The 25646-nt window shown below is 71.6% G+C and carries 21 protein-coding genes; 11 read left to right on the top strand and 10 right to left on the bottom strand.

Annotated elements, in window-relative coordinates:
• Nucleotides 1-127 precede the first annotated feature (127 nt).
• From ABZ193_RS36480 to ABZ193_RS36460, 5 genes are all read right to left on the bottom strand, one after another.
• The gene (locus ABZ193_RS36480) at nt 128-949 is read right to left on the bottom strand and encodes a hypothetical protein (protein ID WP_354713122.1); all 822 of its coding nucleotides are present in this window, start codon (nt 947-949) and stop codon (nt 128-130) included.
• The gene (locus ABZ193_RS36475) at nt 946-1437 is read right to left on the bottom strand and encodes a SigE family RNA polymerase sigma factor (protein WP_020420459.1); all 492 of its coding nucleotides are present in this window, start codon (nt 1435-1437) and stop codon (nt 946-948) included. Before ABZ193_RS36475 ends, ABZ193_RS36480 begins: the two co-directional genes overlap by 4 nt.
• Before the next feature lie 81 nt (nt 1438-1518).
• On the bottom strand, nt 1519-2673 hold the full coding sequence (locus ABZ193_RS36470) for an acyl-CoA dehydrogenase family protein (RefSeq protein ID WP_020420460.1): 1155 nt from the start codon (nt 2671-2673) through the stop codon (nt 1519-1521).
• Nucleotides 2670-4631 carry an acetyl/propionyl/methylcrotonyl-CoA carboxylase subunit alpha gene (locus ABZ193_RS36465; RefSeq protein WP_020420461.1) on the bottom strand — a complete coding sequence of 654 codons (1962 nt, stop codon included), beginning with the start codon at nt 4629-4631 and terminating at the stop codon, nt 2670-2672. The genes ABZ193_RS36470 and ABZ193_RS36465 overlap by 4 nt, the downstream gene beginning before the upstream one ends.
• A gap of 5 nt (nt 4632-4636) precedes the next feature.
• Nucleotides 4637-6250, bottom strand: a complete 1614-nt coding sequence (locus tag ABZ193_RS36460; protein WP_017984665.1) for a carboxyl transferase domain-containing protein — start codon at nt 6248-6250, stop codon at nt 4637-4639.
• A 155-nt stretch (nt 6251-6405) separates the two neighbouring features.
• Here ABZ193_RS36460 and ABZ193_RS36455 point away from each other — a divergent pair, with 155 nt between their 5' ends.
• The gene (locus ABZ193_RS36455) at nt 6406-6984 is read left to right on the top strand and encodes a dihydrofolate reductase family protein (RefSeq protein WP_237340022.1); all 579 of its coding nucleotides are present in this window, start codon (nt 6406-6408) and stop codon (nt 6982-6984) included.
• A 49-nt stretch (nt 6985-7033) separates the two neighbouring features.
• Here ABZ193_RS36455 and ABZ193_RS36450 read toward each other — a convergent pair whose 3' ends face one another.
• Entirely contained in the window at nt 7034-7813 is a 780-nt protein-coding gene (locus ABZ193_RS36450) for an SGNH/GDSL hydrolase family protein (RefSeq protein ID WP_354713118.1), read from the bottom strand.
• Nucleotides 7814-7966: 153 nt separating this feature from the next.
• Here ABZ193_RS36450 and ABZ193_RS36445 point away from each other — a divergent pair, with 153 nt between their 5' ends.
• Nucleotides 7967-8557, top strand: coding sequence for a TetR/AcrR family transcriptional regulator (locus tag ABZ193_RS36445; protein WP_354713116.1), 591 nt, complete (start codon nt 7967-7969; stop codon nt 8555-8557).
• Nucleotides 8558-8673: 116 nt separating this feature from the next.
• Nucleotides 8674-9084, top strand: coding sequence for a hypothetical protein (locus tag ABZ193_RS36440; protein ID WP_235716223.1), 411 nt, complete (start codon nt 8674-8676; stop codon nt 9082-9084).
• Between the two features lie 75 nt (nt 9085-9159).
• Here the strand turns inward: ABZ193_RS36440 and ABZ193_RS36435 are convergent, their stop codons facing one another.
• Complete coding sequence (locus ABZ193_RS36435; protein ID WP_237340023.1) at nt 9160-9582, bottom strand: pyridoxamine 5'-phosphate oxidase family protein; 423 nt, start codon at nt 9580-9582, stop codon at nt 9160-9162.
• An 82-nt stretch (nt 9583-9664) separates the two neighbouring features.
• Here ABZ193_RS36435 and ABZ193_RS36430 point away from each other — a divergent pair, with 82 nt between their 5' ends.
• Nucleotides 9665-10669, top strand: a complete 1005-nt coding sequence (locus ABZ193_RS36430) for an AraC family transcriptional regulator (protein ID WP_354713113.1) — start codon at nt 9665-9667, stop codon at nt 10667-10669.
• Here the strand turns inward: ABZ193_RS36430 and ABZ193_RS36425 are convergent.
• Both ABZ193_RS36425 and ABZ193_RS36420 read right to left on the bottom strand, forming a co-directional pair.
• Entirely contained in the window at nt 10590-11729 is a 1140-nt protein-coding gene (locus tag ABZ193_RS36425; protein ID WP_235716222.1) for a homoserine O-acetyltransferase, read from the bottom strand. The two genes, ABZ193_RS36430 and ABZ193_RS36425, sit on opposite strands and share 80 nt — an antisense overlap.
• Entirely contained in the window at nt 11726-13030 is a 1305-nt protein-coding gene (locus ABZ193_RS36420; protein ID WP_020420469.1) for a bifunctional o-acetylhomoserine/o-acetylserine sulfhydrylase, read from the bottom strand. The genes ABZ193_RS36425 and ABZ193_RS36420 overlap by 4 nt, the downstream gene beginning before the upstream one ends.
• A 170-nt stretch (nt 13031-13200) precedes the next feature.
• Here ABZ193_RS36420 and rdmE point away from each other — a divergent pair, with 170 nt between their 5' ends.
• The 3 genes from rdmE (at nt 13201) to ABZ193_RS36405 (ending at nt 17072) form a co-directional block, all read left to right on the top strand.
• Nucleotides 13201-14751, top strand: coding sequence for an aklavinone 12-hydroxylase RdmE (gene rdmE, locus ABZ193_RS36415; protein WP_354713111.1), 1551 nt, complete (start codon nt 13201-13203; stop codon nt 14749-14751).
• Nucleotides 14752-14818: 67 nt separating this feature from the next.
• Nucleotides 14819-16336 carry a helix-turn-helix domain-containing protein gene (locus ABZ193_RS36410; protein ID WP_020420471.1) on the top strand — a complete coding sequence of 506 codons (1518 nt, stop codon included), beginning with the start codon at nt 14819-14821 and terminating at the stop codon, nt 16334-16336.
• A gap of 10 nt (nt 16337-16346) precedes the next feature.
• Nucleotides 16347-17072, top strand: coding sequence for an MOSC N-terminal beta barrel domain-containing protein (locus tag ABZ193_RS36405; protein ID WP_354713109.1), 726 nt, complete (start codon nt 16347-16349; stop codon nt 17070-17072).
• A gap of 3 nt (nt 17073-17075) precedes the next feature.
• Here the strand turns inward: ABZ193_RS36405 and ABZ193_RS36400 are convergent, their stop codons facing one another.
• Nucleotides 17076-18008: a zinc-binding dehydrogenase gene (locus ABZ193_RS36400; RefSeq protein WP_354713107.1), complete on the bottom strand. Its 933-nt coding sequence runs from the start codon at nt 18006-18008 to the stop codon at nt 17076-17078.
• Nucleotides 18009-18163: 155 nt separating this feature from the next.
• Here ABZ193_RS36400 and ald point away from each other — a divergent pair, with 155 nt between their 5' ends.
• The 4 genes from ald to ABZ193_RS36380 all read left to right on the top strand — a co-directional run bounded on the left by ald (nt 18164) and on the right by ABZ193_RS36380 (nt 25253).
• Nucleotides 18164-19279 (top strand): alanine dehydrogenase, encoded by a 1116-nt coding sequence (gene ald, locus ABZ193_RS36395; protein ID WP_020420474.1) that lies wholly within the window; start codon nt 18164-18166, stop codon nt 19277-19279.
• A 274-nt stretch (nt 19280-19553) separates the two neighbouring features.
• The gene (locus ABZ193_RS36390; protein ID WP_027936222.1) at nt 19554-20603 is read left to right on the top strand and encodes an ABC transporter ATP-binding protein; all 1050 of its coding nucleotides are present in this window, start codon (nt 19554-19556) and stop codon (nt 20601-20603) included.
• On the top strand, nt 20603-21484 hold the full coding sequence (locus tag ABZ193_RS36385; protein WP_020420476.1) for an ABC transporter permease: 882 nt from the start codon (nt 20603-20605) through the stop codon (nt 21482-21484). Before ABZ193_RS36390 ends, ABZ193_RS36385 begins: the two co-directional genes overlap by 1 nt.
• Nucleotides 21485-21506: 22 nt before the next feature.
• Nucleotides 21507-25253: an ABC transporter ATP-binding protein gene (locus ABZ193_RS36380; RefSeq protein ID WP_354713104.1), complete on the top strand. Its 3747-nt coding sequence runs from the start codon at nt 21507-21509 to the stop codon at nt 25251-25253.
• Nucleotides 25254-25646 lie beyond the last annotated feature (393 nt).

Here is a 25646-nt window from a genome sequence, read left to right as displayed (position 1 = left end):
CTTGTCAAGGCGGGAAAGCGTGCCTTGACAAGCCTGGTCGGCGACTAAAGATCGGCTGTGGATCGGGGGCGGGGGAGGTCTGGTTGGGGTAGTCGCTTGCTTTGCGTTGCCGGGCGGCGGGTTGTCCTCAGCAGTTGTGTGTTGTCAGTTCCAGGCGTAGGGCGAAGATCTTTTGCGATGGGTCCGTGTTGAACACGTACACCGCTTTCGGGTTGCCTGGCACTGGTGCGGTGATGACGTAGTTGGCGGTCGTCGCGTTGGGGTAGGCCGCCATCACTTCGGCGTCCGTCGAGCCGACTCCGATTCCCTCCGGTGTGGTCACCCCGGGCTTCGCGCTGATGCGCGCCACCCCGTAGGTGGGTGATATGTCGACCGGGCTTCCGCCGCCGCGTAGCCAGTACCGGTGGCACGGGCTGCCCGAGTAGCCCTCGCTCATGTCGAACTCGTCGGTGGCCACCGCGTCGGCCTCGCTCATGCCCAGCACGAGCCTGCCCCAGCCGGTGGGGCCGATCGTCGGGTCGGTGGACGCCGGGCGTTGCGCCGATCCGGTCGGCGTGCTGGAACTCCGCGAAGGGCTGTCGGGGGCGCTGTGCGAACCCGTCACGCTCGGCACGCTCGTCACCCCCGTCGACGACTGCGGCGGCGGCACGCTGGAGCTGGTCGGGACCGGCGGCAGACCCGACTCCGGGCCGGCGCTCGTCGCGATCGTCGTCACCGGGAGGTTCGTCGCGGGCAGCGTATCCGTGCGGCCACCACCCACGCCGGACAGGGCGATGCCCACCGCGGCGACCGCGACCAGCGTCAACGCCCCGCCGGTCGCCGCCCCCGCGTTGCGCCGGTGCCGGCGTCGCCGGGCGCCGGCCACCACCAGCAGCTCCGCGCCGGGCCGGACGGGCACGTCGAGGCGCTCATCCTCGAACAGCCGGCTCAGTTCGTCCTCGAGGTTCACCACTCGTCACCCACCCCCACCAGGCTCCCCAGCTTCCCGCGCAGGCTGGCCAGCGCCTTGCTGGCCTGGCTCTTCACCGTCCCGGGGCTGATCCGCATCGCATCCGCGATCTCGGCTTCGGACAGCCCCTCGTAGTACCGGAGCACGACGACGGTCCGCTGCCGCGGCGGCAAGGCCGCGAGCGCCTGCCACAACGGCTCGTTCTCGAGCCGGTCGGGCGGGGTGTAGGGAGGCGGTTCCGGGATGTCGGCGACCAGGCTCTCCCGCCGCCTGCTGCGCCACCTGCTGACGTGCGTGTTCGCCATGGCGCGCTTCACGTACGGCAGCGGGCTCTCCGCACCGCGCAACGTCCCCCACCGGACGCCGATCTTCTCCAGGACGATCTGCACCAGGTCGGCCGCGTCATGGGGGTTGCCGGTCAGCAAGTGACCGTAACGGAGCAGCCCGGGCAACGCCGCCCGCACGAACTCCGCGAAATCCTCGTCCACCGCGCCCCCTGCTCAGCCGTCCCGGCCCGTCCGGGCGGTACACGCGCAGGGGGCGCGGCAGGTTGCCTCAGTTCACCGGATTCAGCGAAGACCCAGCTCACGGGCGATGAGCATCCGCTGCACCTCGCTCGTGCCCTCACCCACCTCGAGGATCTTCGCGTCCCGGTAGAACCGTCCGACCGGGAACTCGTTCATGAACCCGTAGCCGCCGAAGATCTGCGTCGCGTCGCGGGCGTTGTCCATCGCCGCGTTCGAGGCGACCAGCTTCGCGATCGAGGCCTCCTTCTTGAACGGCTCACCACGCAGCATCTTCGACGCCGCGGCGTAGTAGGCCAGCCGGGCGGTGTGCGCGCGCACCTCCATGTCCGCGATCTTGAACTGGATCGCCTGGTACTCGCCGATGCGGTGCCCGAACGCCTCCCGCTCCCCCGCGTACCGCAGGCACTCGTCCACACAGCCCTGCGCCAGCCCGACGCTGAGCGCGGCGATGGCGACCCGGCCCTCGTCCAGGATGGACAGGAACTGCGCGTACCCGCGGCCGCGCTCGCCGAGCAGGTTCTCCGCGGGCACCCGGCAGTCGTCGAAGGACAGCTCGTGGGTGTCCGAGGCGTTCCAGCCGACCTTCGAGTACTTCGGCGCCACCGTGAACCCGGGCGTGCCGGACGGCACGATGATCGCCGAGATCTCCTTGCCACCGCCCGGTTTCTCCCCGGTCACCGCGGTGACGGTGACCAGCCGGGTGATGTCGGTGCCGGAGTTGGTGATGAACGACTTGCTGCCGTTGATCACCCACTCGTCGCCGTCCAGCTTCGCCGTGGTGCGGGTCGCGCCCGCGTCCGAACCACCGCCGGGCTCGGTGAGCCCGAACGCGCCCAGCGCCTCCCCGGAGCACAGCGACGGCAGCCACTTCTCCTTCTGCTCCGCGGAACCGAAGCGGAACAACGGCATCGCGCCGAGCGACACGCCGGCTTCGAGCGTGATCGCCACCGACGAGTCGACCCGCGCGAGCTCCTCCAGCGCCAGGCACAGCGCGAAGTAGTCGCCGCCCATGCCGCCGTACTCCTCCGGGAACGGCAGCCCGAACAGGCCCATCCGCGCCATGCCCCGCACGATCTCGTACGGGAACTCCTCGCGCTCGTAGAAGCCGCCGATGACGGGCGCGACCTCCTTCTGCGCGAAGTCGTGCACGCTCTTGCGCAGCGCCTCGTACTCTTCACCGAGCCGGAAGTCGATCATTTCTGCTCCTTGACCACCGCGAGCGTCTCGTCGAGGGCCACCTGCTGGCCCACCTGGACGCGGAGTTCCTCGACCACGCCGTCGACCGGGGCGACCAGCGTGTGTTCCATCTTCATCGCCTCGACGACCAGCAGCGGCGCGCCCGCGCTCACCACGTCGCCCTGCGCGACCTTGACCACCAGCACCGTGCCGGGCATCGGGCTCACCACCGGGCCCGCCTCGCTCGCGTCGCCGTGCGTGGCGAGCAGGTTGGGCCGCTCGCCGACCACCACGCCGTGCCCGTCCCGGCCGAGCCACACCCGGTCCTGCGGCGCATCGGCCCGCAGGTACCGGCGGAACTCGCCGTCGTAGTGCACTTCGAGCCGGTTCCCGTCGCGCCGCGCGGAAACCGGGATCGGCTCGCCACCGTCCACAGTGACCTGCGCGGCGTCCGGCGGACCCTCGATCGTGACGAGCGCTTCGGCGTCCCCGGCACGCAACCGGAACGTGACGCCGCCCGGCCCGCCGAGGCGCCACCCGCTGGGCACCGCCCACGGGTCGGAGGTGTCCTCCGGCACCAGCCCGAGCAGCCGGTCCATCGCGGCGGCGACGAAGAACTCGTCCGGCACGGCCGACTCGACCAGCTCGTCCAGGCGCCGTTCGACGAGGCCGGTGTCCAGCTTCCCGGCCTGCACGTCCGGATCGGCGAGCAGGGCGCGCAGGAACGTCACGTTCGTCGGCACACCCAGCACGGACGTCCCGGCCAGCGCCCGGTCCAGCCGGTGCAGCGCGGACGCCCGGTCCGGACCCCACGCGATGACCTTCGCCAGCATCGGGTCGTAGTTCGAGCCGACCACCGAGCCCTCGGCCAGCGAGGAGTCGACCCGGACACCCTGCCCGCGCGGCTCGTCGAGCGCCAGCACGGTGCCACCGGTCGGGACGAACCCGCGCGCCGGGTCCTCCGCGTAGACGCGGGCCTCGACGGCGTGCCCGTTGAGGCGGATGTCGTCCTGAGTCAGGGAAAGCGGCTCGCCCGCGGCGACCCGCACCTGCCATTCGACGAGGTCGAGTCCGGTCACCATCTCGGTCACCGGGTGCTCGACCTGCAGCCGGGTGTTCATCTCCATGAAGAAGAACTCGTCCGGCTTGCGCGCGGAGACGATGAACTCGACGGTGCCCGCGCCGACGTAGCCGACCGAGCGGGCGGCCTCGACGGCGGCCGCGCCCATCCGCGCCCGGGTCTCCTCGTCGAGCAGCACCGACGGCGCCTCCTCGACGATCTTCTGGTGCCGCCGCTGCAGGCTGCACTCGCGTTCGCCCAGGTGCAGGACCGTGCCGTGGGTGTCGGCGAGCACCTGGATCTCGATGTGCCGCGGGGTGGTGACGAACCGCTCCAGCAGCAGCCGGTCGTCCCCGAAGGCCGAGCGGGCCTCGCGCTGCGCGGACTCGACCGCGGCCGCGAGCTCGCCGGGCTCGGTGACCAGCCGCATGCCCTTGCCGCCGCCGCCCGCGGAGGGCTTGAGCAGCAACGGGTAGCCGACCTCGTCGGCCGCCTTCGCGAAGTCGTCCACATCGGACAGGCCGGGCACCACGGGCACGCCGGCGGCGGACACCGTGGCCTTGGCCCGGATCTTGTCGCCCATGGCGTCGATCGCGCTCACCGGCGGGCCGATGAACACCAGCCCGGCCTTCTCGCACTCGGCGGCGAACTCGGCGTTCTCCGCGAGGAACCCGTAACCGGGGTGGACGGCCTGCGCTCCGGAATCCACGGCGGCGCGCACGATGTCCGGGATGGACAGGTAACTGCGGGTCGCCTCGGCGGGCCCGATGCGGATCGCGGTGTCGGCCTCGTGCACGTGCCGCGCGTCGGCGTCGGCGTCGCTGTAGACCGCGACCGAGCGGATGCCCAGGCGCCGCAGGGTGCTGATGACGCGAACCGCGATCTCGCCGCGGTTGGCGATGAGGACTGTGTCGAACATGCCCCTCACATCCGGAAGACGCCGTAGCTGACAGGTTCCAGCGGCGCGTTCGCCGCGACCGACAACGCGAGCCCGAGCACCGTGCGGGTGTCCGCCGGGTCGATCACGCCGTCGTCCCACAGCCGCGCGGTCGAGTAGTAGGGACTGCCCTGCTCCTCGTACTGGCGGCGGATGGGCTCCTTGAACGCCTCTTCCTCCTCGGCGGGCCACTCGCCGCCGCGGCTCTCGATCGAATCGCGGCGCACGGTCGCCAGCACCGACGCGGCCTGCTCACCGCCCATCACCGAGATCCGGGCGTTCGGCCACATCCACAGGAAGCGGGGCGAGTACGCCCGCCCGCACATGGAGTAGTTGCCCGCGCCGAACGAGCCGCCGATGATGACGGTCAGCTTCGGCACCCGGGCGCACGCCACGGCGGTGACCATCTTCGCGCCGTGCTTGGCGATGCCGCCCGCCTCGTAATCCCTGCCCACCATGAACCCGCTGATGTTCTGCAGGAAGACCAGCGGGATCGAGCGCTTGTCGCACAGCTCGATGAAGTGCGCGCCCTTCATGGCCGACTCGGCGAACAGGACGCCGTTGTTCGCGACGATGCCGACGGGGTGGCCGTGGATGTGCGCGAAGCCGGTGACCAGGGTGGCGCCGTACTCCTTCTTGAACTCGTTGAAGCGGCTGCCGTCGACGATGCGCGCGATGACCTCACGCACGTCGTACGGGGTGCGCGAGTCGGTGGGCACGACGCCGTAGAGCTGCTCCGGGTCGACCGCGGGCGCCTCGACCTGGCGGACCTCCCACGGGCGCGGGCTGCGCGGGCCGAGGGTGGCGACGATGTTGCGGACGATCGACAGGGCGTGCGCGTCGTCGTTGGCGAGGTGGTCGGTGACACCGGACTGGCGGGCGTGCACGTCCCCGCCGCCCAGCTCCTCGGCCGTGACGACCTCGCCGGTCGCGGCCTTCACCAGCGGCGGGCCGCCGAGGAAGATCGTGCCCTGGTTGCGGACGATGACGGCCTCGTCGCTCATCGCCGGGACGTACGCGCCACCGGCGGTGCAGGAGCCGAGGACGGCCGCGATCTGCGGGATCCCGCGCGCGGACATGGTCGCCTGGTTGTAGAAGATGCGGCCGAAGTGCTCGCGGTCCGGGAACACGTCGTCCTGCTTTGGCAGGAACGCGCCGCCCGAGTCGACCAGGTAGATGCACGGCAGGTTGTTGTGCAGGGCGACTTCCTGCGCACGCAGGTGCTTCTTGACCGTCATCGGGTAGTAGGTGCCGCCCTTGACGGTCGCGTCGTTGGCGACGATGACGCACTCGCGGCCGGAGACCCGCCCGATGCCGGTGATGATGCCGGCGGCGGGGGCCTCGTCGTCGTACAGCCCGTTGGCGGCCAGGGGCGACAGCTCCAGGAACGGCGAGCCCGGGTCGAGCAGCGCGTCGACGCGGTCCCGCGGCAGGAGCTTGCCGCGTTCCACATGCCGGGCACGCGCCTTCTCGGGGCCACCCGTTCGGGCGGCCGCCAAGCGCTTGCGCAGATCCTCGACCAGCTCCGCGTGCGCGGTCGCGTTCCGGGCGTACTGCTCGCTTCGCGGGTCCGCGGAGGTGCCGAGCACCGGGAAGTCCATGACCCTCCTCATCCGACGCCGGACGTGGTTAGTAGTCGTTAACGTTCGGGTCGATGTTAACCACTACTAACGTGCGATGTCCAGATTCGGGCACACGAGGGTGTCGAATCGTGGTGGGCTCGTCCGACGTGGCAGTGAGAGACGAGGAGGACACCATGACCGCGACCTACACATTCGACGTCTTCACCAGCCTCGACGGCTTCGGCGCGGCCGGCGGCGACTGGACCGGCTACTGGGGCAAACAGGGCCCCGAGCTGCTGGAACGCCGTCTCGCCCTGTACGACGAGGAGCCGCGGATCGTCTTCGGCGCGAACACGTACCGGGCGTTCACGCAGATGCTGGCCGAGAGCACCGAGGACTCCGACGTCCGCGACCCGTGGGTGACCCGGATGCGGAGCCTGCCGGCCACCATCGTGTCGTCCACGCTGCGGGAACCGCTCGACTGGCCGGACGCGACCGTGGTCAGTGGCGACGCCGTCGACGTCATCAGGCGGCTCAAGGAGGAGTCGGAGGCGCCGCTGCGCTCGCACGGCAGCCTCTCGCTGAACCGGGCGCTGATGGCCGCCGGCCTGGTCGACCGCCTGCACGTGACGCTCTTCCCGGTGATCACCGCCAAGACCGGGCTGGACCCGATCTTCGCCGGCGGCGCCGACTTCGACTTGGAGCTCATCGAGCACCGGACGCTCGACGGGCACATCCAGGAGCTGATCTACCGGCCCACGCTGCACGGCTGACCACACGAAAGGGGGCGGCCGCACCGCGCGGCCGCCCCTTCGGAAAACGTCAGCCCAGCGCCGCCACCAGCGACGGGTAGTAACCCTGGGCCTGCCCGGTCGCCGTCGGGTGGTAGGACTCGTCGATCGGGTACGTCACACTGTGCAGCCACGCCGAACCGGAGCAGATCTCGTGCCCGGTGAAGGCCGGACGCACGTCCGCGAAGGCGAATCCCGCCTCCGAGGCCTCCTTCTGGATCACCGAGTCGAGCGCGTCGGCCCCGCTGTTGATGTACCCGCGCGAGGTGTCGGACAGCCCGACCGAGCAGGACCCGCCGATCTTGTAGAAATGCGGGTAGCCCAGCACGATCACCGTCGCCTCCGGGGCGCGGGACCGGATCTCGCCGTAGGTCTTCTCCAGCAGCCCCGGCAGCGTGCCGTTGACGAACGCCTTCGCGTTGTCGATCGCGGTCTTGCAGCCCGAGTCCCCGCCGAGGATGCAGTCCTGCATGACACCCGCGAACCCGGCGTCGTTGCCGCCGACGCTGATCGTCACCAGGTCGGTCTCCCCGGACAACGCGCTCACCTGGTTGTTCAGCACGTCCGAGGTCTTCGCGCCGGAACACGCCTGGAAGTTCAGCGAAGCCGACGTCTGCCCGGCGTAGAGCACCGGGTAGGCGTTCGAGCTGCGCTTGCAGCTGGACGAGTCCAGGTAGTTGCCGGCGCCGACCCCGGAGGAGTAGGAGTCGCCGAGCGCGACGTAGTCGAGAGTGGCGGCGTTCGCCACCCCGGTGGTGAGGCCGATCGTGGCCAGGGCCGCGACGACGGTGGTTGCAAGCGTTCTCAGCACAGCGGGGACCACCTTCCGTGAGTAATCAACTCAATGAACGATTACCAGGTGCAATGCTCACGAGGGAGCCCCTTTTAGTAGGCTTTTCGGCTACCAACAGGTGACAGGAGGCGGACGTTAGCGCTCGCTAACCTGACTCGATAAGATGTTCACGTGTCGACGAGTCCCACACCGCTGGTCACCGGCGAGAAGGCCACCCGCCGCGAGGAGATCCTGAGCGCGGCCGCGGAGCTGTTCGCTCGGCACGGCTTCCACGGCGTCGGCATCGACGACATCGGCGCGGCCGTCGGCATCTCCGGCCCCGCGCTGTACCGGCACTTCCGCAGCAAGGACGCGATGCTCGGGGAGATGCTGAACTCGATCAGCCACTACCTCCTCGACGGCGGCAGGGCGCGCGTCGACGCCACCGCCGACCCGCAGCAGGCGCTGGCGGAGCTGGTCGAGTTCCACGTCGACTTCGCGCTCACCCACCCGTCGCTGATCACGGTGCAGGAACGCAACCTCGCGAACCTCACCGACGCCGACCGCAAGCAGGTGCGGGCCCTGCAGCGTCGTTACGTAGAGATATGGGTGAAGGTCATTCGCGATGCCGTCCCCGGAGTGGGGGAACGTCAGGCACGCTCGGCGGCACACGCCGTGTTCGGGTTGATCAACTCCACGCCGTACAACCGCCATCTGGACGACGACGAACTGGCCGTCCTGCTGCGGCGCCTCGCCCTCGGCGCGCTGCAGTCCGCCGCGTGATCATCGCGTCACTCGTTTTTCCCACTACCGTTGAACGCCTTTCCCCGGCTTTGATAGATCCCGTGACCCAGGACCGGCAGCAGCTGATCTCGCGGGCGCAGCGCGCTCTCGTCGCGATGCAGCTCGGCCGAGACGACGACGCGCTCGACGAGGTGGCCCCGTCGAGCCGGGACGAGACGCGCGAGCTCATGCTGCTCCTGTTCGAGGAGTGCAGCACGATGGTGACCACGCTCGGTGACGGCGGCAGCGCCCCGGTCAAGGTGCAGGTGTTCGACGAGACCGGTGAAGAGGTGTCGATCGACCAGGCCGACCCGCCGGTGCGCACCGCCGTCCGGACACTGCTCGCGGAGGTGCACGGCAACACCGAGGCCGCCGCGGAGCAGGTGGAGATCGCCCTGGCGAGCGCCAACCGCGAAGAGGTGGACAGCCTGACGCTGCAGGCGCTGCGCTGGACGGTGCGGCTGTCGGCCGAGTGCCTGGAGCGGGACCTGCCGGTCACCGACTGGATCTCCGAGGCGCTGACCTGACCGGGACTGATCGCCGCGCCGGACCGGCCGCCGCTGGTCCGGTTCCGGCGGGCCGGCACGTCCGGAACCGGCCTGTCAGTAGTGGTAGCGGCGCACGGTCTCCGGGTGGATGACGATGCGGACCAGTTCTCCGGCCGTGATCTCGGCGAGGTCCGCGGCGCGGGCCGGGTCGTCGAGGTCCCAGTAACGGGCGGCCAGGCGGGCGCTCAGCTCCCGCGCGCCATCCGGTTCCAGCGTGACCCGGCCGGCGACCGACACCCATCGCTCGCGTTCACCGACCGGCGCGGCGACCACGATCGAGGCGCGCGGATCACGGCGCAGCTGCCGCAACTTGGGCGAGTCCGGCATGCTGAACAGCTGGATCGTGCCGTCGTCGGCGGCCTCGAACCACACGGGCCGCGGCTGCGGCGGGACCGGGCCCGCGGCCACGGTCAGGAACCCGTGCAGGGGACGGCGGAGGAACTCGATGTCGTCGGTGGTCAGCGAACTGTCGCTCATGATCCCGATTGAACACCGCGACCCCGGACGAGCACATGGCTGAAGGGCCGGATCACCTGTGTGATCGTCTAACCTGGTCGACGTGGACGTGTTCAGCGATCTGATCCGCGGGGTGCGCGCCCACGGCTCGCTGTTCGGCAGCACGACCCTGTCCCCGCCGTGGAAGCTGCACTTCGTGGACGGCGCGCCGCTGACCCTGTGCACGGTGCTCACCGGGGAGGGCTGGATCGTGCCGGAACACCACCGGCCCGAGCGGCTGCGCGCCCGCGAGACGATCATCGTGCGCGGACCAGGGACCTTCACCTTCGTCGACGAGCCGGGCACGCGTGCCGAGCCGGTCGCGTGTGGCGAGTTCTGCGCGACGCCCGAGCAGGGCGGGACGCGGTACCGGCTCGGGTGGCACGCCCACGGCGACGGCGCGACGACGCTGATCGTCGGCGCCTACCCGGTGCGCGGCGAGATCAGCCGCCGGTTGCTGGACGCGCTGCCCGTCGTGGTGCGCGTTGGCGGCACCGGAGACACCTCCGACCCCGTGCTGGACCACCTCGCCGCCGAGGTCGCCATCGACGCGCCGGGCCAGCAGGTCGTGCTCGACCGGCTGCTGGACTGGCTGCTGGTCTGCACGCTGCGCGAGTGGTTCGACCGGCCCGGTGGCGAGCCCCCGGCGTGGTGGGCCGCGCAGCGCGACCCGGTGGTCGGCCGCGCGCTGCGCCTGCTGCACGCCGAGCCGGCGGCGCCGTGGACCGTCGCCGCGCTGGCGCGGCGCACCGGCGTGTCGCGGTCGACCCTGGCCAAGCGGTTCGCCGACCTGATGGGCGAACCGCCGCTGACCTACCTGACCCGCTGGCGCATGACGCTCGCCGCCGACCGGCTGGTGGCGCAGGAAGCCGCGACCATCGGCGAGATCGCGCGCTCCGTCGGATACGCCGACCCGTTCGGGTTCAGCGCGGCGTTCAAACGGGTCCGGGGCGTCAACCCGAGCGAGTTCCGGCGCGACCGGACCGGGGTCAGTGCAGCAGCGCCTTCACCAGCGCCGACACCTGCGCGACCTCGATCAGGAACGAGTCGTGCCCGTACGGCGAGGTGATCTCCGCGGCCTCGCCCGCGCCCGGGATTCCCGCCGCCAGCTCGTGCGCCTGCCGCATCGGGTAGAGGCGGTCGGAATCGACGCCCGCGATCACGCTGCGCGCGGTCACCCCGGCCAGCGCGGCGCCGACGCCACCGCGGTCGCGGCCCACGTCGTGCGTGTTCATCGACCGCGTCAGCCACACGTAGGAGGCCGCGTCGAAGCGGCGCACCAGCTTGTCCGCGTGGTGGTCGAGGTAGGACTCCACGGCGTAGCGGCCGTCGTCGAACGGGTCCTCCTCGCCCTGCGGCGACCGGCCGAACCGCTGGTCCAGCTCCAGTGAGCTGCGGTAGGTCACGTGCGCGATCCGCCGCGCGACGCCCAGCCCGCGGTGCGGGCCCCCGCCCGGCGGCGCGTCGTGGTAGTCGCCGCCGCGCCAGCCCGGGTCCGACGTGATCGCGTGCAGCTGCGGCGCGGCCCACGCGATCTGGTCGGCCGAGGACGCGGCGGGCGCGGCCAGCACCAGCAACGCCGCGACCCGGGACGGGAACGTCGCCGCCCACTCCAGCGCCCGCATGCCGCCCATCGACCCGCCCAGCACCGCGGCCCACCGCTCGACACCCAGCTGGTCGGCCACCACGGACTCGGCCCGGACCTGGTCGCGGATCGTGATGCGCGGGAACCGGCTCCCCCACGTCCGGCCGTCCGGGTCCGGCGACGACGGACCGGTCGATCCCTGGCAGCCGCCGAGCACGTTGGGCACCACGACGAACAGCTCGTCGGTGTCCAGCGCGCGGCCGGGCCCGATCAGGCCGTCCCACCAGCCCGGCGTGGGGTGCCCCGGCCCGGCCTCACCGGCGGCGTGGCTGTCGCCGGTGAGGGCGTGCTCGATCAGGACCGCGTTGGAGCCGTCGGAGTTCAGCGTGCCCCACGTCTCGTACGCGATCCGGTACTCCGGCAGCGAGCCGCCGGCGTCCAGCCGCAGCTGTCCGCCTGCGGCCCACTGCCGCCGTCCCGGTGGATCCCCCTCCCGCCACGCACCCGTCGCAGGCGGCAGATCCACAGTGGACGGTTGTGTCACAGGGCCGCCTTCGCCGCCCGGAACCCGGCCTCGAGGTCGGCCTTGAGGTCCTCCAGGCCCTCCAGCCCGACGGCGAGCCGCACCAGGCCCGGCGTGACGCCGCTGGCGAGCTGCTCCTCCGGGCCGAGCTGGCTGTGGGTGGTGCTGGCGGGGTGGACGATGAGGCTGCGCACGTCACCGATGTTAACCAGCTGGCTGTGCAGCTCGGTGCCGTCGACGAACTTCCGCCCGGCCTCCACGCCGCCACGCAGCTCGAACGACAGCACCGCACCGGCGCCCTGCGGCAGGTACTTCTGCGCCAGGTTGTAGTGCGGGCTCGACGGCAGGCTCGCGTAGTAGACGCGCTCGACCTCGTCGCGCTGCTCCAGCCACTCGGCCAGCGCCTTCGCGTTGCTGACGTGCCGCTCGACGCGCAGCGACAGCGTCTCGATGCCCTGCAGGATCAGGAAGCTGTTCAGCGGCGCGATCGCCGCGCCGGTGTCGCGCAGCAGCTGGACGCGGGCCTTCGCCGCGTACGCGCCGGGGCCGAGGGCCTCCCAGTACTTGAGGCCGTGGTAGCTGGGGTCCGGCTCGGTGAAGCCGGGGAAGCGGTCGCCGTGCGCGCCGAAGTCGAAGGTGCCGCCGTCGACCAGGACGCCCGCGACCGTGGTGCCGTGGCCGCCGAGGTACTTCGTGGCCGAGTGGACGACGACGTCCGCGCCGTGCTCGATCGGGCGCAGCAGGTACGGCGTCGGGATGGTGTTGTCCACGATCAGCGGCACGCCCACCTCGTGCGCCAGGTCGGCGATCGCCCGGATGTCCAGCACGTCGCTGCCCGGGTTGGCGAGCGTCTCGCCGAAGAACGCCTTGGTGTTCGGGCGGACGGCGGCCCGCCACTGCTCCGGGTCGTCCTGCTGCTCGACGAACGACACCTCGACACCCAGCTTCGGCAGGGTGTAGCGGAAGAGGTTGTAGGTGCCGCCGTACAGCTTCGCGCCGGACACGATGTGGTCGCCGGCGTTGGCGACGTTCAGGATCGCCGCCGTGGTGGCCGCGGAACCGGACGCGAACGCCAGCGCGGCCACGCCGCCTTCGAGCGCGGCGAGGCGCTGCTCGAGGACGTCCTGGGTCGGGTTCATGATGCGGGTGTAGATGTTGCCCGGCTCGGCGAGGCTGAACAGGTCGGCACCGTGCTGGCTGTCGCGGAAGACGTACGACGTCGTCTGGTAGATCGGGGTCGCGCGGGCGCCCGTGGCCGGGTCGGGGCTCGCGCCGGCGTGGATCTGCTTGGTCTCGAAGGACCAGGCCTGCGACTCGGTCATCGTCGTTCTCCTTGGTGCGTGGGCTGTTCAGCGGAAGGCGCCGCCTCCGAAGTTAGTCAAAACGGATCAACCATCCCAACCGGTTCCCACGCTGTGGATTTTCCTCGCTTGCTTAATCTCTTAGTTTCTAAGATACTTGGCGAACGGGATTTCCACAGTGAGGAGGAACCATGGAACGAGTCGACGTCCTGGTCGTGGGGGCCGGGCTGGGTGGCCTGTCCGCGAGCGTGTTCCTGGCGCTCGGCGGGGTGAACGTGCTGACGGTGGAACGGCACCCCGGCACGTCGCTGCACCCGCGGGCGTCCGGGCAGACGCCGCGGACGATGGAGCTGTACCGGTTCGCCGGGATCGACCGGAAGGTGCTCGGCGTCAGCGAGCGTGCCTCGCAGGGGCTGCGGATCACCGTCGCAGCGAGCCTGAGCGGACCGGTGTTCCACCGGATCGTCGAGGACCTCGGGGAGAGCGACCTGAGCGCGGCGACCGCGGCGCCGTGGGGCATGGCCGGGCAGGACGTGGTCGAGCCGATCCTGCTGGAGCGGGCGCGCGAGGCGGGCGCGGACGTGCGGTTCTCGACGGAACTGGTGTCGTTCACGCAGGACGCCGACGGGGTGACCGCGGTGCTGCGCTCCCGCGCCGGCTCGGAGACGACCGTGCGCGCGTCGTACCTGGTGGCCGCGGACGGCGGGCGGAGCCGGATCCGGGAGGCGCTCGGGATCGGGACCTCCGGGCTCGGCGCGATCGCGCAGTCGATCGGGGTGGTGTTCGACGCCGATCTCGGCGACCGGCTGCTGCCCGGCGTGACCGACCTGTTCTACCTGCAGCACCCGGAGTTCACCGGCGCGCTGGTGAACACCGACGTGCCCGGCCGGTACGTGTGCGCGGTAGACATCGGGCCCGGTGAGACGGCCGACGACTTCCCCGAGGAGCGGCTGGTCCACCTGATCCGGGTGGCGACCGATCTGCCGGACCTGGAGCCGAAGATCCAGTGGACGGGCGCGTGGGAGATGGCGGCGCGGGTCGCCGACCGGTTCGCCGCGGGCCGGGTGTTCCTGGTCGGCGACGCCGCCAAGGTCACGCCGCCGACCGGCGGCATGGGCGGGAACACCGCGGTCGGCGACGGGCACGACATCGCGTGGAAGCTGGCCGCGGTGCTCCGCGGCGACGCCGGGCCCGGGCTGCTGGACAGCTACGAAGCCGAGCGCAAGCCGATCGCGGAGATGGTGGTCAGCACTTCGCTGCACAACGCGAAGGAGCGGATGGTGCCGGACCTCGACCTGACCGGGGTGGCCCCGCCGGTCGACCAGATGGCGCTCACGCTGGGATTCCGCTACCGGTCGGGCGCGGTGCTGGCCGAGGACGACGACCTGCTGGAGAACCCGGTGGAGCCGTCCGGCCGTCCCGGGTTCCGCGCGCCGCACGTCCCCACCGCGACCGGCTCCACTTGGGACTTCCTCGGCCACGGCTGGGTCGTCTTCGGCACCGGCGGCTGGCGCGACGCGGTCGCGGAGGTGCGTGCGGAGACGGGCATCGCGTTGGAGTACCGGGAGTGCGGCACCGATTTCGACGACCCCACGGGCGTGTTCCGCGCGCGGTTCGGGTTGGGCGACGGCGGCGCCAGCCTGGTGCGGCCGGACGGGATCGTGGCGTGGCGGAGCCCCGGCGCCGCCGCCGACCCGGCCGCCACGTTGTGGGACGTGCTGGCCCGGGTGCTGAGCAGGTAGCCGTGAGTGGCGGCGCGGGAGCCACTCGCGCCGCCACTCGCCCGCCGTCGAGCCGTATCCTGCGGAAATGGTGTCCGTCCGCAGCGTGGTCGACCGGGTGGGGCCGACGTTGCTGCACGCGGTCCAGCTGCCCGACCCCTGCCCCGCGGTCGCGGACGTGGTGATCGCCGAGCCGGGGGCGCCCGCCCAGCTCGCGGCGGGCGACCTGGTCCTCGGCGTCGCCATCAACGACCCGGCCGCCGGGGTCGAGCTCATCCGGCACAGCGCGGCGGCCGGCGCCGCCGCGGTGCTGCTCAAGCCACCGGTCGCGCGGAAACCGCCGGTCCGGCGGGCGGCGAAGGCGGCAGGCGTCGCCCTCATCGAAGTTCGCGCGGCTACCGCGTGGGCCCAGCTGGTGTGGTTGCTGCGCACCGTGCTGGACGCCGCCGCGGAGGAACCCGAGTCGCTGGAGGGGGATCCCGCCTCGGCGGACCTGTTCCGGCTCGCGGACGCGGTCGCGGCGGTCGTCGACGCTCCGGTGACGATCGAGGACACCAATTCCCGCGTGCTCGCCTACTCGGCGCGGCAGGACATAACCGACCCGGCGCGCGTGTCCACCATCATGGGCCGCCGAATCCCCGACGACGTCCTCGCGAAGTTCCGCTCCCGCGGCGTGTTCCGCGAACTGTCCCGCGGCAGGCAGACGATTTTCGTTCCGGAGCAACGGGACGGCACGCTGCCGCGGCTCATCGTGCCCATCCGGATGGGCGGCGAACTGCTCGGCTCGATGTGGGCGGTGGTGCGTGGGCCGGTGTCCGACGAGCGCGCCGCCGCGTTCGCCGACACCGCGCCGGTCGTCGCGCTGCACCTCCTCCGACGCCGGGCCCACGCCGACGCCCGGCGGCGCGCGTCGGCCGAACTGCTGCGTGCCGTCCTGGAGGGAAAAGCCGGTCCGCGCGCCGCGATCGCCGAACTGGAGCTGACCGACGAACCGCACCGCGTGGTCGTCGTCGACACCCCCGGCGACGACGAAGGCCTGCGGCTGGCCTTGATGGAACGGATGTCGCTGGGCATCGGGCGCCGTCCGATCGCGACGGAACTCGGCGGGCTGCTCTACACAGTCGTGCCCGATGGCGCGGACTGGCCGTCGCTGGCCGACCCGTCCCGCGGCGCGCCACGGGTCGCGGCAGGCAGCGCGGTCAAGATCGGCGAGCTGCCGCGATCACGCGCCGAGGCGGAGGAGACGCTGAGCCTGCTGCGCGCCGGCGTGATCGAGGGGCCGTCCGGCAGCTTCGACGGCCTGTGGACGGCGCTCGCGTTGCACCGCACGGCTTCGGCGGCGGCCGCGGCGGGCGTCGCCGAACTCGGTCCGCTCGAACAGCTCCGCGAGTACGACCGGATCAACGGCACGGGCTACGTCGACACGCTCTACGAGTGGCTGCGCCACCCCGGGGACCCGCGCTCGGCGGCGCAGGCGTTGCGGATCCACCCCAACACGTTCCGGTACCGCATGCGGCGCGTGCTCGAACTCGTCCCGCTCGACCTGGACGACCCGGATGTCCGGTTAGCATTGCTGGTCCAGCTGGTCGCCGTGCGCTGGTCGTAGGAGGGTTTCCGTGTTCGAGGGGTCGGTTGCCGGGCTGCACCGCTGGCCGGTGAAGTCGTTGCGGGGCGAGGAGGTCCGCGCCGCGCGCTTCGACGGGCGGGGCATGGCGGGCGACCGGGCGCACGCGCTGGTCGACGGGCGGGAGAAGCGCCGCGGGAAGGTGCTGACGGTGCGCCAGAACCCGCCGATGCTCACCTGGGGCGCGGAGTACGGCGCCGACGTGATCGACCCGCCGAAGCCCCCGATGCTGCGCGCGCCGGACGGCCGGTCCTGGTCCTGGGACGAGCCCGGCCTGGTGGACGCGCTCACCGGGTCGTTCGGAATGCCGGTGGAGCTGCGCGCGGCGGACGGGCAGCAGGACCGCGGCCCCACCGTGCTGGTCACGTTCGAGGCGTCGCTGGCAGCGCTCGCGGCGGAGCTCGGCAAGCCCGTCGAACTCCACCGCTTCCGCCCGAACATCCACCTGACCACCGACGCCCCCGCCTTCGCCGAGGAGGACTGGACCACCGGGACGACGCTCGACGTCGGCGAGGTGTCGCTGGAGGTGACCGGTGACCACGCCGGACCGTGCATCCGCTGCGCCGTGCCGAGCTGGGAGCCCTCCGGCCGGGAGCGGTGGCCGGAGTTGCAGACCCACCTGATCGACCGGCACGCCAACAAGTTCGGCGTGATCATGCGCGTGACGCGCGCCGGGGTGGTGGCGGTCGGGGACACCGCCGACGCCCGCCCCGCCTGAGGGTCACACCTCCAGCAGCGTCTTGCCGATCGTCGCGCGGTTTTCGATCGCCCGGTGCGCGTCGGCGGCCCGGTCCAGCGGGAAGCGTTGTCCCACAAGCGGTTTCACCCGGCCGGCGGCGGCTTCGGCCAAGACCCACTCGGTGGCGGCCCGCAGGTCGGCCGGGCTGCCCAGCGGGCCCCGGTGCAACACCACGCCCCGCGCGGCGGCCTCCTCCTCGGACACCTCCGTCCACGCGCCACTCGCCAGGCCGTAGCTGAAGTGCCGCCCGCCGCGCTGCACCAGACCGAACGCGGCCGCCCCGATCGCGCCGCCCACGCCGTCGAACACGACGTCCACCGGGCCGACCCGCGCGGCCCAGTCCGGCTGCGTGTAGTCGACCACCAGATCCGCCCCGAGGTCGCGGGCCACCGCCGTCTTGCGCGAGCCGCCTGCCGCCGCGATCACCGTCGCGCCCACGTTGCGCGCCAGCTGCACCAGCAGGCTCCCCACGCCACCCGCGGCGGCCTCCACCAGCACCCGCTCGCCCGCCGACACGCCCGCCGCGCGGATCAGCGCCGTCGCGGTCCGGCCGTCGGCCAGCAACGCCACCGCGTCGTCCAGCGCCAGGCCGTCCGGCACGCGGAACGGCGCCGCCGCGTCCACCACGACGCGCTCGGCGTACCCGCCCGACCCGTTCAGGCTCGTCACCACCCGCGCGCCCACCAGCTCATCCGGCCCGGACAGCACCACCCCGCCGACCCCGTTGCCCGGGATCACCGGCGGCTCCGCGCGAAACGGCCCGGGCAGCCCCGCCCGGAACTGCGTCTCCACGAAGGTCGTGTTGGCGAACGTCACACCCACGAGCACCTGCCCGGGACCGGGCACCGGATCCGGCGCATCACCGGCGACGAGCACCTCGGGCCCGCCGAACTCCCTCAACCACACCGCTCTCATGGAGATCATCCTGGGATCTCGACCAAGGTGGAGGTCAAGGCCTTGTCCTGCGGGCACCACCCGAGCGGCGGAGAATTGTCGGCGAGGCACGATGACACCGCCATCCGGGTGGTTCACCGTGGTCAGCACCACGTCCACGGATGCAGGAGGAAGCAGTGCGCATCGCCGTCCCCCGCGAGGTCAAGAAGCACGAGTACCGCGTCGCCGTGACCCCGGCCGGGGTGCACGAACTGACGGCGCGGGGTCACGAGGTCTTCATCGAGGCCGGCGCCGGCATCGGGTCCGCCATCAGCGACGACGAGTACGTCTCCGCGGGCGCGAAGATCCTCGCCACCGCCGACGACGTCTGGGCGGAGGGCGAGATGGTCCTCAAGGTCAAGGAGCCGGTCGCCGAGGAGTACCCCCGGCTGCGTCGCGACCAGGTGCTGTTCACCTACCTGCACCTCGCCGCGGACCGCCCGCTGACGCAGGCCCTGCTGGACGCGGGCACGACCGCCATCGCGTACGAGACCGTGCAGCAGCCCAGCGGCGCGCTGCCGCTGCTGGCGCCGATGTCCGAGGTCGCCGGGCGGCTCGCCCCGCAGGTCGGCGCCCACTCCCTGATGAAGCCCAGCGGCGGCCGCGGCGTGCTGCCCGGCGGGGTGCCCGGCGTGCACCCGGCGCGGGTGGTCGTGATCGGCGGCGGCGTCGCCGGCCTCAACGCGGCGCGCATCGCGCTCGGCCTCGGCTCGGACGTCGAGATCCTGGACACCAACGTGGACCGCCTGCGCCAGATCGACCACGACTTCGCCGGCCGCATCCGCACCGTCGCCTCGAACGCGTTCGCCGTCGAGCAGGCCGTGCTGGAGGCCGACCTGGTGATCGGCGCGGTGCTGGTGCCCGGCGCGCGGGCGCCGAAACTCGTCTCCACCGATTTGGTCGCGCGCATGAAGCCGGGCAGCGTGCTCGTGGACATCGCGATCGACCAGGGCGGGTGCTTCGCCGACTCGCACCCGACGACGCACGACGACCCGACCTACACCGTGCACGAGTCCGTCTTCTACTGCGTGGCGAACATGCCCGGCGCGGTTCCGCGCACGAGCACCTACGCCCTGACCAACGTCACACTCCCCTACGCCGTCCAGCTGGCCGACCACGGCTGGCAGGCCGCGCTGCGCGCCAACGGCCCGCTCTCGCTCGGCCTCAACGCGCACGACGGCGCCCTGGTCAACGGCCCTGTCGCGCAGGCACACGACCTGCCGCACACGCCGCTGGCCGACGTCCTCGCCTGACCCCGGTGGGCGGTCCCGCGTCAGGGACCGCCCACCCCAGCACCGAACGTGTGAAGAACTTTTCAGACCAACATGGGCCCCCGCGTAAGCGAAGTCCGGGGATACCACCTAAGCTTGTACGTGGCGGCCCGCTCCCAGTGACCCCCAGGCTGGTTGAGCGGGCCGCCCCTTTGTGCGCACCCTCCCCGACACACGGCACCCGGACGGGTTGAACCGGACGTGAGTAGGGCACTATGTGCCCGCGATCAAGTTCACCGGGCCGGGAGGGGCGCGCATGCAACACGACGGCAGCGGCCGGATATTCGTGCAGAACCTGAGCAAACACTTCGGGCCGGTCGCCGCGGTGCAGAACCTGAGCTTCGAGGTCCGTCCCGGCTCGGTCACCGGCTTCCTCGGCCCGAACGGCGCCGGGAAGACCACCACGCTGCGCATGTTGCTCGGCCTGGTCACGCCGTCCGCCGGTGTCGCCACCATCAACGGCCGCCCGTACCAGCAGCTGGGCAACCCGGCGCAGGTCGTCGGCGCGGTCCTGGAGAACGAGGGCTTCCACCCCAAACGCACCGCGCGGAACCATCTGAAGGTGTACGCCGCGGCGATCGGCGCGCCGGACAACCGCGTCGAGGAGGTGCTGGGCCTGGTCGGGCTCTCCGGCGCCGCGGACCGCCGCGCGGGCGGCTTCTCGCTCGGCATGCGGCAGCGGCTCGCGCTGGCGACCGCGCTGCTCGGCAACCCGCAGGTGCTGGTGCTGGACGAGCCGGCGAACGGCCTCGACCCGGAGGGCATCGTGTGGCTGCGCAACTTCCTGCGCGCCTACGCCCGCGAAGGCCGCACCGTGCTGGTGTCGAGCCACCTGCTGTCCGAGGTGGAGCAGACGATCGACCAGGTCGTCATCATCAGCCACGGCGTCACGCGCTACTACGGCCCGCTGGACCAGCTGCGCAGCAGCCAGCAGTCGCGGGTGCTGGTGCAGGCGGCGGACGCGAACGCTCTGGTGAAAGCGCTTCAGGAGGCCGGCTTCACGCAGGTGGAGCCGACGCCGGACGGGCGCGTCGCGGTGGTCGGCGCGACGCGCCAGCAGATCGGCGACCTGGTCGCGAAGTCCGGGATCGCGGTGTACGGGATCGAGGAGGAGCGGGCGGACCTGGAGAAGCTGTTCTTCCAGCTGACCAGCCCGCAGTACGCGGGGGCGCCGCAGCAGCCGTACGGCCAGCCGCCGCAGCAGGGCGGCTGGGGCGGCCCGCCGCCACCGGGATACCCACCGCAGCAGCAGTACCAGCAAGCACCGCCGCAGCAGGGGCACGGCGGCTGGGGAGGACAGGGCTGATGGGCCGGTTGATCAAGGCGGAGTTCCGCAAGACGCTCAGCCTCAACACCTGGTGGATCCTGATCATCCCGCTGGTGCTGGTCGCGTTCTGGATGTCGTTCGCGTGGGGCAAGATCACCAACGACTTCGCCGACTGGATCGGCTCCGGCACCGCGCGGATCATCGCCGAGCAGGCCGGGGTGTCCGCCGACGCGCTGCCGGTCGGGCTGCTGAGCATCGCGCACGGCGTGAACATCGCGCAGCTGGTCCCGGCGATCTTCGGCGTGTTCGCGCTGGCCGGCGAGTACAACAGCAAGACGATCACCACGACGTTCCTGACCGCGCCCAACCGGGTGTCCGCGCTGACCGCGAAGATGATCACCTACATCCTGTGGGGCGCGCTCTACGGTCTGCTCAGCTTCGCGGTGTCAGCGCTGGCGACGGCCATCACCGTGGACAGCGACCGGCTGCCCACCGGCGGTCAGTGGCTCGCGGCGTTCGGCGCCACCGTGCTCGCCTACATCCTGGTGACCTTGTTCGGCATCGGGTTCGGCGCGGTGCTGAACAAGGTCGTGCTGGCCGTGATCCTGCTGATCGGGTACTTCCTGATCGTGGAGAACGTGCTGGTCATCGCGATGTGGAACACCACCGACGTGCTGGGCGCGATCCTGCCGAACAGCACCGCGAACGGCATCGTCGGCGGTGTCGCCGCGGAGGCGTTCGGCATCGACTCGATCAACCTGCCGGGTGGTGTCGAGCACTGGGACAAGCTGGGCCTGCAGCTCTCGGCCGGTGCGCCCGGCCTGATCTCGTGGTGGGCCGCCGCGCTGGTGTTCCTGGCCTGGACGCTGGTGTTCTTCGTCGGCGGCTGGGCCTCCAACCAGCGCCGAGACATCACCTAGGCGCACACGCGCATAACCTGGCGTGGTGACTGTCGCACCACCACGCACTGTCGAAAACCCCGGGACCGGATGGATCCGCCGGCTGGCCGCGGCCTGCTGGCGCCATCCGGTCCTGGTCGTCTCGTCGCTCGCCGCGGCGGTGTTCAGCGTCGGCCTGCAGGCCGCGAGCCCGCTGCTGGTGAAGGTCGCCGTGGACGACGCGGTGGCCTCGCAGACCGGGCGGCTCGGCCTGCTGGTCGCGGGGCTGATCGGCGTGCAGCTGCTCATGTTCGGCACCGCGTTCGTCCGCCGCTACCTGGGCGGGCGGCTCGCGCTGGACGTGCAGCACGACCTGCGCCAGCGGGTGTTCGACTCGGTGTCCCGGCTGGACGGTGGCAAGCAGGACTCGCTGCGCACCGGTCAGGTGGTGTCGCGGGCGATCACCGATCTGCAGCTCGTCGTGTCGCTGTTGTTCGTGGTGCCGCTGTCGGCAGGCTCGGTCGTGTTCGCCGTGTTCTCGGTCGCCGCGATGCTGTGGATGTCACCCGGCCTGACGGTGATCGCCTTGATCGTGGTGCCCGCGGTCGCGATCGTCGCGGGCATGGCCCGCAAGCGCCTGTTCCCGGCCACCTGGTCGGCGCAGCAACGGGCGGCGGACCTGGCGCAGCACGTCGAGGAGACCGTCACCGGAGTCCGCGTCGTGAAGGGTTTCGGGCAGGAGGCCCGCGAAGTCGCGCGGCTGGAGAAGACCGCGCGGCGGCTGTTCGCGGAGCGGCTGCGCGCGGCGCGGCTGGCCGCGGTGCCCACGGCGACGACGTCCGCGCTGCCCGCGGCGGGGCAGGTCGCGGTGCTGGCCTTCGGCGGCATCCTGGCGCTCAACGGGCAGGTCACGCTCGGCACGTTCCTCGCGTTCGCCAGCTACGTGTCCGGCCTGATCGGGCCTGCGCGCATGATGTCGGCGCTGGTGGTGCAGGCCCAGCTGACCCGCGCCGGCGCGGAACGCGTCTACGAGCTGGTGGACGCCCAGCCGGAGGTCACCGATCCGGCCGAGCCGAAGCCGCTGCCGGACGGCCCGCTCGGCATCGACCTGGACGACGTGCGATTCGGCTACACGCGCTCGGAACCGGTGCTGGACGGGCTGAGCCTGCGTGCGGAACCCGGCGAGACGCTGGCGCTGGTCGGCACCGCGGGTTCCGGCAAGTCGACGATCTCGTTGCTGTTGCCCCGCTTCTACGACCCGCACTCGGGCAGTGTGCGGCTGGGCGGCTGCGACGTGCGGGACGTGAAGCTGGCGGATCTGCGCCAGGCGATCGGCGTGGTGTTCGAGGAGGCGTTCCTGTTCTCCACGTCCATCCGCGACAACATCGCCTACGGCCGCCCGGACGCCAGCGACGAGGAGGTGATCGCCGCGGCGAAGGCGGCCGAGGCACACGAGTTCATCTCCGAGCTGCCGGACGGCTACGCCACCCAGGTCGGTGAACGCGGCCTGACGCTGTCGGGCGGTCAGCGGCAGCGGCTGGGCCTGGCGCGGGCGCTGCTGACCGATCCGCGGGTGCTGATCCTGGACGACGCGACGTCCGCGGTGGACACGGTCACCGAGGCGGCGATCTACGAGACGCTGCGCTCGGTCACCGCGACGCGCACGACGTTGCTGATCGCGCACCGCAAGTCCACCTTGTCGCTGGCCGACCGGATCGCGGTGCTCGACGCGGGCCGGGTGGTGGACGTCGGCACCTACGACGAGCTGGCGGAGCGCTGCGAGCTGTTCCGCGAGCTGATCGCCGGGCCCGGCGAGGGTGTGGAGAACGTGCACAAGCGCGACTGCGTGGCGAGCCCGGAAACCGGGACCACGCCCGCACTCTGGCCGGAGACCGGCGAGCGGGACGCGGTCGACGAGCTGGCCGAGGCGGCGCAGCAGCGGAACGCGCCGGCGCCGATGCCGGGCAGCGGGGGCATGGGCGCGAGCAGCGCGCTCAACGCGCCGCCGACGGCCGAACTGCTGGAGGGCGTGCGCAAGCTGCCGCCCGCCAAGGACAAGCCCGCGCTGGATCCGGATTCGGTGACCGCGCCGGATCCCGGGTTCCGGCTGGGTTCGGCGCTGCGTCCGGTGCGCGGGCTGTTGATCGCCGCCGTGCTGCTGGTCGGGCTGGACGCCGCGGCGTCGATCGCGTTGCCCGCGCTGTACCAACAGGGCGTCGACCACGGCGTGCGGCCCGGGCTGCCGTGGGTGGTGTGGCTGTGCGCCGGGATCGGCGCGTTCATCATCGCGATGGACTGGTTCGTGATCGCGGCGCAGACGCGGATCACCGCGCGGGCCGGTGAGACGGTGCTGTACTCGCTGCGCGTGCGCAGCTACGCGCACCTGCAGCGGCTCGGGCTCGACTACTACGAGCGCGAGCTGTCCGGCAAGATCATGACCCGGATGACGACGGACGTGGACGCGTTGTCGACGTTCCTGCAGACCGGTGTCGCGCAGGCGGTGATCAGCGCGCTGACGCTGGTCGGGATCACCGGGGCGCTGCTGATCACCGACGTGTCGCTGGCGTTGTACGCGTTGTCCGTGGTGCCGGTGCTGGTGATCGCGACGGTCATCTTCCGGCGCCTGTCCAGCGCGGCGTACACCGAGGCGCGGGAGAAGGTCAGCGCCGTGAACGCCGACATGCAGGAGAACGTGAGCGGTCTGCGGGTCGCGCAGGCGTACAGCCGGGAGGAGCGGTCGGCCGAGGACTTCGCGTCTCGGAGCGACGCGTACCGCCGGTCGCGCCTGCGCGCCCAGCGGTATGTGGCGACGTACTTCCCGTTCGTGACACTGCTGTCCGGGGTGGCGGAGGCGGTCGTGCTGGTGGCGGGCGCGAACCGGGTCGCGGACGGGACGTTGGCGGTCGGTGTGCTGCTGGCGTTCCTGCTGTACCTGAACCTGTTCTTCTCGCCGATCCAGCAGTTGTCGTCGGTGTTCGACGGGTACCAGCAGGCGAAGGTCGGCCTGCAGCGGATCGGCGACCTGCTGCGGACGCCGACGTCGGTGCCGCCGCCCGTGGACCCGGTGCCGGTGCCCGAGCGCCTGCGCGGCGAGGTCGCCTTCGACGCGGTCGACTTTTCCTACACCGGCACAGAATCCCTCGCGCTGGCTGATGTTTCGCTGAAGGTGTCGCCGGGCGAAACGGTCGCCCTGGTCGGCGCGACCGGCGCCGGTAAGTCCACAGTGGTCAAACTGGCGGCGCGGTTCTACGACGCGACGAGCGGCAAGGTGAGCATCGACGGGGTCGACGTCCGGGACTACGACCTGGCCGGGCTGCACCGACGGATGGGCGTCGTGCCGCAGGAGGCGCACCTGTTCTCCGGCACCGTGGCCGACAACGTCCGGTACGGCAACCCGTCCGCGTCGGACGCGGAGGTCGAAGCCGCGGTGCGCGCGGTCGGCGCGGTGGACGCGATCGCCGCCCTGCCGCAGGGCTTCCACCAGCCGGTGGGCGAACGGGGCCGATCGTTGTCCGCGGGGCAGCGGCAACTGGTCGCACTGGCCCGCGCGGAACTGGTGGACCCGGACGTGCTGCTACTCGACGAGGCGACGGCCGCCTTGGACCCGTCCGCGGAAGCCACGGTCCTCGCCGCAACGGAAACGGTGGCCAAGCGCCGCACGACTTTCGTGGTGGCACACCGCCTGGCGACAGCCTCTCGCGCGGACCGCATCGTGGTGCTGGACCACGGACGAATCGTCGAACAAGGCACCCACGAAGAGTTGTTGGCAGCGAACGGCCACTACGCACACCTGTGGAAAACAGGCGCATAGCGCCATCTTTGAACAAAACCGAAGCTGGGTGGTCATCCCGTCGCCTGACACGCAACGATCACCTTGAGCCAGGGCCGCAACCCTCGCTGGGTCCGGCAGCCGAGAACACAAAGCTTGCGGCCCTGGCTCAAGGTGATATGCACAAACCGGAAGGCGACGGGATGACCACCCGGCGACCACCCCGCCAAGGTGAGACGAGGCACCCAACCCCTGGTAATCCCGGAGCCTGCCCGTCCGGCGAGGACATCTCTTGATCTTTAAACCCGCGCTGTCGCGCGAAAAGCGCCTCACGGCGCTCGAACGGTCACCTTCCGACCACCCCCGCCCCCGATGCCTGATTGTGTTTCAGTCGCCGAGCAGGCTTGTCAAGGCGGGAAAGCGTGCCTTGACAAG

The sequence above is a fragment of the Amycolatopsis sp. NPDC006125 genome, from assembly GCF_040614195.1.
In the GTDB taxonomy this organism is placed as follows: domain Bacteria; phylum Actinomycetota; class Actinomycetes; order Mycobacteriales; family Pseudonocardiaceae; genus Amycolatopsis_E; species Amycolatopsis_E tucumanensis.
This window is presented reverse-complemented; position numbering and strand designations above follow the sequence as displayed.

What these genes read in the sequence shown, in the direction of transcription:
- ABZ193_RS36470 (WP_020420460.1), bottom strand. Translation starts at nt 2,673, where the DNA reads ATGATCGACTTCCGGCTCGGTGAAGAGTACGAGGCGCTGCGCAAGAGC.
- ABZ193_RS36465 (WP_020420461.1), bottom strand. Translation starts at nt 4,631, where the DNA reads ATGTTCGACACAGTCCTCATCGCCAACCGCGGCGAGATCGCGGTTCGC.
- ABZ193_RS36460 (WP_017984665.1), bottom strand. Translation starts at nt 6,250, where the DNA reads ATGGACTTCCCGGTGCTCGGCACCTCCGCGGACCCGCGAAGCGAGCAG.
- ABZ193_RS36455 (WP_237340022.1), top strand. Translation starts at nt 6,406, where the DNA reads ATGACCGCGACCTACACATTCGACGTCTTCACCAGCCTCGACGGCTTC.
- ABZ193_RS36440 (WP_235716223.1), top strand. Translation starts at nt 8,674, where the DNA reads ATGCAGCTCGGCCGAGACGACGACGCGCTCGACGAGGTGGCCCCGTCG.
- ABZ193_RS36435 (WP_237340023.1), bottom strand. Translation starts at nt 9,582, where the DNA reads ATGAGCGACAGTTCGCTGACCACCGACGACATCGAGTTCCTCCGCCGT.
- ABZ193_RS36420 (WP_020420469.1), bottom strand. Translation starts at nt 13,030, where the DNA reads ATGACCGAGTCGCAGGCCTGGTCCTTCGAGACCAAGCAGATCCACGCC.
- rdmE (WP_354713111.1), top strand. Translation starts at nt 13,201, where the DNA reads ATGGAACGAGTCGACGTCCTGGTCGTGGGGGCCGGGCTGGGTGGCCTG.
- ABZ193_RS36410 (WP_020420471.1), top strand. Translation starts at nt 14,819, where the DNA reads ATGGTGTCCGTCCGCAGCGTGGTCGACCGGGTGGGGCCGACGTTGCTG.
- ABZ193_RS36400 (WP_354713107.1), bottom strand. Translation starts at nt 18,008, where the DNA reads ATGAGAGCGGTGTGGTTGAGGGAGTTCGGCGGGCCCGAGGTGCTCGTC.
- ABZ193_RS36390 (WP_027936222.1), top strand. Translation starts at nt 19,554, where the DNA reads ATGCAACACGACGGCAGCGGCCGGATATTCGTGCAGAACCTGAGCAAA.
- ABZ193_RS36385 (WP_020420476.1), top strand. Translation starts at nt 20,603, where the DNA reads ATGGGCCGGTTGATCAAGGCGGAGTTCCGCAAGACGCTCAGCCTCAAC.